Source organism: Methylobacterium sp. CCH5-D2 (assembly GCF_001556475.1).
In the GTDB taxonomy this organism is placed as follows: domain Bacteria; phylum Pseudomonadota; class Alphaproteobacteria; order Rhizobiales; family Beijerinckiaceae; genus Methylobacterium; species Methylobacterium hispanicum.
This window is the reverse complement of the sequence record NZ_LSIX01001108.1, coordinates 1-7,031: the sequence shown is the minus strand read 5'-3', so window position 1 is coordinate 7,031 and position 7,031 is coordinate 1. Positions and strand designations below refer to the sequence as shown.

Here is a 7,031-nt window from a genome sequence, read left to right as displayed (position 1 = left end):
GTCGTCGCCGGAACCTGGGCGACCGGGCCGCCCGGCCCGTCGATCGCCGCCAGGCTCGGCGCGCCGTTGCCCGCCGACACGCCGACGGGCGTCGTCGCCACCACACTGATCTCGCCGAGCGTGACCGCCTGCTGCGCCTGCGCCGCGAACGGCAGCACCGAGACGGACGCGGCCAGGAAGCCTCTGAGCCCCCGCATGGACATCCCCTAACCCTTCAAGAACCCAGTAAGACCTTCGCCCCTTCTGTGCGGGGCTTAGAGTTAGACTGATGCCGGGAACGTAACGGGACGACAATCGGCCGGAGGACGCGACCGCGATCTTTAGGGGCGTGGCCGGACGGGAATCACCGGGACGTGATGTTCGCGCAACAGAAATGCCATATGTTTTCAATCACTTAGGTGATTTCGGCAAGTTTTCCCGGGAGCTTTCGGCAATGAGTCGGGCCCTCTTCGGACGTGCCTGCGGCCGCGGGGCGACGGATCGGGCCTGCCGGGACCCGGTCGTGCCGATCCGAGCCGGGCGCGCGGCCCGGTCCGAATCGGGATGGGCCGGATCGCGCCGCCGGCCCGACGCGGCGGATCAGAGCTTCGCCTGGATCTTGCGGGCGATCTCGCCGAGGCGCTGCTCGAGGAGGGTCGGCACCTCGCAGACATAGGTCAGCGACTGCGAGCGCTCCTGGAAGATGCGCCGGTCCCAGGCGAACTTGGTCTCGAGCTCGGACTGCTCCTTGGGCAGTTCCCGCGCGTCGGCGGCGGAGGGCGCGTCCTTGGTCTGGCTGATCTGGTCGGCCTCCTCGCGGATGCGCTCGGCCATGCGGCGCTGGCCCTGCGCGTAGCGGGCGATGCCGTGCATGATCTTGTTGCGCTCGCCGTTGATGACCTCGAACACGCCCGCGTAGACCCGGGCGAGGCCCTGCTCGCGCGCGGCCTTGTCGGGCAGCTTGCCGACATAGCCGTCGAGCAGGCCGTCGATCTCCTGCAACTCCGTGCGGCGGGAGGCGATCTTCTGCGCCAGCGCGGCGGCCTCGTTGTCGTTGCCCCACTCGGCCGGCGCGGCGCCGAGGTCGGGGCCGGTCCAGAACTGGCCGGGGCTCAGGGTGGCGACCTTGCGCTGGACGCAGGGCCAGTCGGGATCGGTCTTCGGCTGGGCCAGGGCCGGCCCGGCGAGGGCCAGGAGTGTGGTCGCGAGGAGCGAGAGGCGGACCATGCCGAGCCGCGTGCCGGGTTTCATGCCAGGGGTCATGCCAGGGGTCATGCCAGGACTCATGCGTTGTCTCCGGCCGGGCCGCCGCGCCGGGCCATGATGCCGCGGCCGGGATCGTAGGCGACGACCGCGAGGCTGAAGAAGGCGAGCGTCGTGCCGACGACGACCGCGCAGGCGACGGGCTCGAACTGCCCGTAGAGAGCGAAGCGCACGAGCTGCACCGCGTGGGTGAAGGGATTGCACTGGCAGATCCAGTACAGGGTCTCGGAGGATTCCCGGATGCGCCAGAGCGGGTAGAGGGCCGAGGAGGCGAAGAACATCGGGAAGATCACGAAGTTCATCACGCTGGCGAAGTTCTCGAGCTGCCGGACCAGCGAGGACAGGAACAGGCCGATGGCCCCGAGCATCAGCCCCGAGGCCAGGAAGGCCGGCAGCGCCGCGAAGTAGCCGAGGGGGGGGATGTCGGTCTCCCAGAACCACGCCACCGCCAGGAACGCGTAGGCCTGCACCACCGAGACCGAGACGCCCGCCACCAGCTTGGCCAAGAGCAGCAGCCAGCGCGGATAGGGGCTCGTCAGCAGCACCTTCATCGAGCCGACCTCGCGGTCGTAGACCATCGAGAGCGAGGATTGCATGCCGTTGAAGAGCTGGATCATCACGGCGAGCCCCGGCACCACGTAGACCTCGTAGAGCACGTAGGTCTGGTAGGGCGGCTCGATCGACACGCCCAACGTGTTGCGGAAGCCCGCCGCGAAGATGAACAGCCAGACGAGCGGGCGCACCATCGCGGAGAAGAACCGCTCCTTCTGGTTGAAGAAGCGCAAGAGCTCCCGGCGGACGATGCCGCCGAGGCAGATCAGGTAGCCGACGGCATCCAAGCGGCCGAGATGGGCCGGCGCGCGTTGGGCGGTGGGGTTCGCGGAGGTGCTCACGCGGCCTTCCTTCCGGGCTCGGCGACGAGGCGCCGGAAGGCGTCCTCCAAGCTCTCGGCGCCCTGCCCGATCGTGCCGGCCGTGCCGCGGGCGACGATGCGGCCGCGATGGAGCACCACGGCGTCGTCCTCCGGGGAGATCTCCTCGAAGATGTGGGTGGCCCAGAGCACCGACAGCCCCTCCTCCCGCACCAGGGCGCGCACGATGGCGACGATGTCGGCGCGCGATTCGAGGTCGAGACCGACCGTCGGCTCGTCGAGGAGCAGCAGGCTCGGGCGGTGGATCAGCGAGCGGGCGATCTCGATGCGGCGCGACTGGCCGCCCGAGAGCGTGCGCACCTTGTCGGCCCGCCGGTCGGCCAGGCCCACCCGGTCGAGCAGCGCCGCGATCCGCTCGCGCGCGGCCCGGCGGGCGATGCCGTGCAGGCTCGCGTGGTAGGCGAGGTTCTGCTCGACGGTGAGATCTGTGTCGAGGGTGCGGGCCTGGAACACCACGCCGAGCCGGGCGAGCGCCCGCGAGGGCTCCCGGTCGAGGGCGTGGCCGAAGATCGCGACCCGGCCCTCCTGGTTGTTGTAGAGGCGCGTGATCACGGAGAAGAGCGTGGTCTTGCCGGCCCCGTTCGGGCCGAGCAGCGCCATGAAGCGCCCGCGCTCCACGCTGAGCGACACGTCCGCGAGCGCGGCCCGCGCGCCGAAGCGGTGGCCGACGCCCGCGACCGAGAGGGCCGGCGCCTCGCTCATCGCTTCAGGGCCCGCTCGGCGTCGCCCACCGCGTCGAGACACTCGTCGAACTCGCCCTCGCCCTGCTCGCGCTCGGCGACCCGCAGGGCCTTCCTGAGCTTGGGCAGGACGGATTCGGGCGGGTTCTTGGCGATCTCGTCCTTGAGCATCGCGATGCCGGCCGCGCAGGCGGCCTTGTCGTCGGCGAAGGCCGGCGCGGAGAGCAGGATGAGCCCGAGGCAGAGGGAGGCGGCGCGCATCGTCACTTCACCGTAATCGTGCCGGTCATGCCCTTGGCCTCAAGGCCGCGGGCCTCCCACTTGTAGGCGCCCGGCTTGATCGCCACGAACTCGATCGCGATCTCGCCCGGATCGTCGAACTCGAGGTGGTCGGGCGGGCCGCCGCCGTGGATCTCCAGGTGGTTGATCACGATCTGGTTGAGCCAGATGTAGCGGAAGAACTCGGGCGCGTAGAACTTGTACTCCTGCCGCCCCTTGGCGACGATCCGCAGCCGATAAGCCTTGCCGGACTCCATCTCGATGTCCCGGTTCTCGACCACGAAGTCGTTGCCCTCCTCGTTGCCGAGCACGAGGTCGGGCAGGTTCTGCCGCTTCTTGGTGAGATCGAGGGCGGAGGCCGGGGCCGCGACGAGCGCGGCGAGCCCGATCAGGGCCACCGGGAGAAGCTTGCGCATCGGCAGAGGTCCCAAACAATCACTGCGGGGAGACGGCCACGCCCCAGGGGAGCAGGCCGACCGGAATGCTCTTGACGACCTTCTCGGCCGCCACGTCGATCACCGAGACGTCGTTGGAGGTGCCGTTGGTGGAGAACAGCAGCTTCTGGTCCGGCGTGAAGGCGAGCTGCCAGACGCGCTGGCCCACGGGAAGGTACTTCTGCACCTCGTAGGTCTTCGCATCGATCACCGCGACGCGGTTGGCGGGGCCGAGCGCCACGAAGGCCTTCGTGCCGTCCTTGGTGATGCGCACGCCGACCGGCTGGATCGCCTCGTCGTTCACGCCCGGGATCTTGAAGGTGATCTTCTTCACCACGCGGCGCGTCGCCACGTCGATGACGCTGACGGTGCCCCCGACCTCGGACGAGACCCAGAGGACCTTGCCGTCGCCCGTGAACTCGGCGAAGCGCGGGCGGGCGTCCACCAGCACGTTGTCGATCACCTGGAAGGTCTTGGTGTCGATGAAGTGGGCCATGTTGGTGGTCTCGGAGGTGTTGACCAGGATCTTCCCGTCCGGCGACAGGCCCATCCCCTCCGGCTCCACGCCGACCGGCACCTCGGCCAGCACCCGGTTCTTCTCGATGTCGATGACCGTGACCTGGCTGTCGTCCTCGTTGGCGACGTAGAGCGGGTTGCCGCTGGCATCGAGGATGAACTGCTCGGGGTCGGGCCCGGAGCGCAGCGAGCGCACCACCTTGCCGGTGGCGGCGTCGAGCACGTCGATGCGGTCGTCGTCGCTCGCGCAGACGAAGACCTCCTTCCCGTCCTTGCTGGTCGTGATGCCGCGCGGGCGCCGCCCCACCTTCCAGGTCCCCGTCACCGCCATCGTCTCGGTGTCGATGACGCTGACCGTGTTGCCCTTCTCGTTCGAGACGTAGACGGTGTAGGCGGACGCGCCCTCCGTCAGGCCGATCAGCGCGGCCAATCCCAGCACTGCCGTAGCGCAGCGATCCATCCCGATCCTCCCTCGGCCCGTCGGGCCTTCGTTGCGGCAGATTGTAAGGCGTTTCCCGCCGGTTGCGAGGGCGCGCCCTGGGCCGGGGCCCGGCGCGCATCGCCGCATCCGGCCGATCGCGGCGGCCTCACTTGAGCTTGCAGGCCGTCTCGGGCAGGTCGACCCCGAGCGTGTCGAGCGGCGTGCGCTGGTGCAGGAAGCCCTGCTCGGGCGCGACCGAGACCAGCATCTTCGGCTGCACCACGATCAACGGCTGGCGCAGCTGCTGGTCCCAGGGGCGGAAGCTCAAGGACACGCCCTTGTAGGCCGGCACGCTGAAGGCCGGGTCGGTGAGGTAGGGGCCGAGCACGGCCGGGTCGGCGGTCTTCCTGACGGTCGCGGCGTCGCCCACGATCCGTACCGCGGTCCAGACCTGGTAGTCGAGCGGGCGCATCAGCCGCCCCGCGAGGCGCCGGAAGCGGTTCTGCGCCTGGGCCGCCCCCCAGGTCTCCAGCACGGGCGACCAGGTCGTGGCGACGAGCCCCTGCGTGCCGCCCACGGGGCGCGGATCGACCGTGCGGTAGGGCACGTAATCGCCCCAGTCCCCGGCCTCGTCGGCCACGACCGCCATGTCGTAGTCGAGCCCGCGGGTGAACACCATCGCCTCGGCCCGGGTCGGCGTGTCGCCCCGCGCCTTGGCGAGCGGCCCGAAGGTCCAGGGCTTCTCGGCGGTGATCTTCAGGCCGAACTTGCGGGCCGAGTTCCTCAGCGCCTCGGCGTAGAGCCGGTCGGCCTCGTTCGGGCCGACGATCAGGAACAGCTTCCGCCAGCGCATCAGGGTCAGGTACTGCGCCAGCGCGTCGGTCTGCATCGCCCGCGAGGGCACGACGTGGAACAGGTTCTTGCGGCAATCGGCCCCGCGCAGGCGGTCGTCGGGGGCGGCGGCGTTGAGGATCACCGCGCCCGTGTCCTTCAGCGCGTCGGCGACGGCGAGCACCTCGTCGGCCGGCAGCGCCAGGATGATGAACTTCGTGCCCTTCTCCACCAGGGCCCGGGCGGTCTCGACGGCGCCGGGTCCGCCCTCAGTGAGCGCCGCCTCGTCGAGCGCGTAGGACTGCTTGGTGAAGCGGCCGGTGGTGTTGTTGTCGGCGATCGCCATGCGGGCGCCCGCCACGCCCTCGTCCTCCGGCGGGGCCTCCGCGTCGTAGGAGGAGGGCTGGGGCTGGACCCGGTGGATCAGGCCGATCCGCGTCTCGGAGGGCGCCGCCGCGGGGGCGGCTGCCGGCTCCTGCGCGGCGGCGGGCGGCGCGGCGGCGCCGGTGAGCGCCGGGGCCAGGATGAAGGCCAGGATGAAGGATCTTGCAGGTGCGCGCATGCGGCCGGCAGGTAACAGCATAAGCCCCGCCTACTCAACGGCCTTCGGTCCCGATCGGACCCGCGAAGGCCCGTGCCGCCCGGTTTCCCGCTCACATCCCCGCGGACGGGGGCTTCGGGACGAGCGCCGCGGAGGCCGAGAGGCGCGGCGGCCGGTAGCTCAGGGTCTCGTGGCGCGGGCTCGGGTGACGCACCCGGGAGGCGCGGCCCCAGTCGCGCATCCGCTTGTCCGCCTCGGCCCAGCCGGGCAGCTCCGCCGCGTCCCAGTGCACGGTGCTGGCCTCGTCGCACCAGTGCGAGAGGCGCGGCATCGCCGCCCGGTGGGCGTCCGCCCCCATGTAGCTCCGCATGCTCTCGGGCCCGTCCCAGGCGGTGAGCGTCCAGAAGGTCCAGTCCCGGTCGCGCAGGATCGCCCCGCCCCGGAAGCCCGGCGCCGCCCGCACCTGCCGGGCCGTGCGGACCGCGTGGAGCGCGAAGGCCGGCAGGAAGCGGAGCGCCCGGATGCGCAGGCGCGTGACGCTGACGAGGGGCATCGCGATTCCTTCTCCGACCCGGTGCGGCGACGATGACGGAGGCGCCGGGGATTGCCAAACCGTCCCGCCGCACGATCCTTGGGCGACGCGCCGCCCCGTCACGAGCGCGACCCAGGGAGACCGACCATGCCCTTCGCGGTGCCTTCGCCGTCCGTGCGCGCGCTCCTCGCTGGCCTCGCGGCGCTCGCGCTCCTGGCCGCGCCGGATGGGCCGGCCCGCGCCGACCCGCGCAAGGCGGCGGTCTTCCCCGTCGAGCTGCTCGATCCCGGCGTCGTCGGTGGGCGCCGGGCGCGGCCCGACGAGACCCGCAAGCTCGCCCTCGTCACCGACGAACTGAAGGGCATGCTCGCCAAGCAGGGGGGCCTCGAGCCCGTGGATACGGCCGCCCAGGCGGCCGAGATCGCCAAGCAGGGCCCCTTCTACAAGTGCGAGGATTGCGCGGCCCCCATCGCCCGGACGCTGGGTGCGGATCTCGCGGTGACCGGCTATGTGGAGAAGGGATCGAACCAGATCTTCAACCTGTACGTCCGCATCCTGGACGCGGCCACCGGCAAGCCGGTGCGGGCCGGACAGGTGGTGATCCGGGCCGACACCGATGATACC

The 7,031-nt window shown here is 70.9% G+C and carries 10 protein-coding genes; 1 reads left to right on the top strand and 9 read right to left on the bottom strand.

Features of this window, described 5'->3' with window-relative positions:
* The 9 genes from AX737_RS29940 to AX737_RS29900 all read right to left on the bottom strand — a co-directional run.
* The coding region (locus tag AX737_RS29940; protein WP_245293526.1) for a hypothetical protein at positions 1-203 on the bottom strand (203 nt) is incomplete at its 3' end.
* A gap of 376 nt (positions 204-579) precedes the next feature.
* Positions 580-1,206, bottom strand: a complete 627-nt coding sequence (locus AX737_RS29935; protein WP_066927698.1) for a hypothetical protein — start codon at positions 1,204-1,206, stop codon at positions 580-582.
* Between the two features lie 56 nt (positions 1,207-1,262).
* Complete coding sequence (locus tag AX737_RS29930; RefSeq protein WP_066927694.1) at positions 1,263-2,135, bottom strand: ABC transporter permease; 873 nt, start codon at positions 2,133-2,135, stop codon at positions 1,263-1,265.
* Positions 2,132-2,875 (bottom strand): ABC transporter ATP-binding protein, encoded by a 744-nt coding sequence (locus AX737_RS29925; RefSeq protein WP_066927692.1) that lies wholly within the window; start codon positions 2,873-2,875, stop codon positions 2,132-2,134. Before AX737_RS29925 ends, AX737_RS29930 begins: the two co-directional genes overlap by 4 nt.
* Positions 2,872-3,114 carry a hypothetical protein gene (locus tag AX737_RS29920; protein WP_066927690.1) on the bottom strand — a complete coding sequence of 81 codons (243 nt, stop codon included), beginning with the start codon at positions 3,112-3,114 and terminating at the stop codon, positions 2,872-2,874. The genes AX737_RS29925 and AX737_RS29920 overlap by 4 nt, the downstream gene beginning before the upstream one ends.
* Before the next feature lie 2 nt (positions 3,115-3,116).
* Positions 3,117-3,548 carry a hypothetical protein gene (locus tag AX737_RS29915; RefSeq protein ID WP_066927688.1) on the bottom strand — a complete coding sequence of 144 codons (432 nt, stop codon included), beginning with the start codon at positions 3,546-3,548 and terminating at the stop codon, positions 3,117-3,119.
* 19 nt (positions 3,549-3,567) lie between these two features.
* Entirely contained in the window at positions 3,568-4,542 is a 975-nt protein-coding gene (locus AX737_RS29910; RefSeq protein WP_066927687.1) for a YVTN family beta-propeller repeat protein, read from the bottom strand.
* A 127-nt stretch (positions 4,543-4,669) separates the two neighbouring features.
* Positions 4,670-5,896: an ABC transporter substrate-binding protein gene (locus tag AX737_RS29905; protein ID WP_066927696.1), complete on the bottom strand. Its 1,227-nt coding sequence runs from the start codon at positions 5,894-5,896 to the stop codon at positions 4,670-4,672.
* A 91-nt stretch (positions 5,897-5,987) separates the two neighbouring features.
* Positions 5,988-6,428 (bottom strand): DUF3291 domain-containing protein, encoded by a 441-nt coding sequence (locus tag AX737_RS29900; RefSeq protein WP_066927685.1) that lies wholly within the window; start codon positions 6,426-6,428, stop codon positions 5,988-5,990.
* A 126-nt stretch (positions 6,429-6,554) separates the two neighbouring features.
* On the opposite strand from AX737_RS29900, the gene AX737_RS29895 reads away from it, so the two are divergent.
* Positions 6,555-7,031 (top strand): DUF3280 domain-containing protein (locus tag AX737_RS29895; RefSeq protein ID WP_066927683.1); only part of this gene is annotated, 477 nt, incomplete at its 3' end.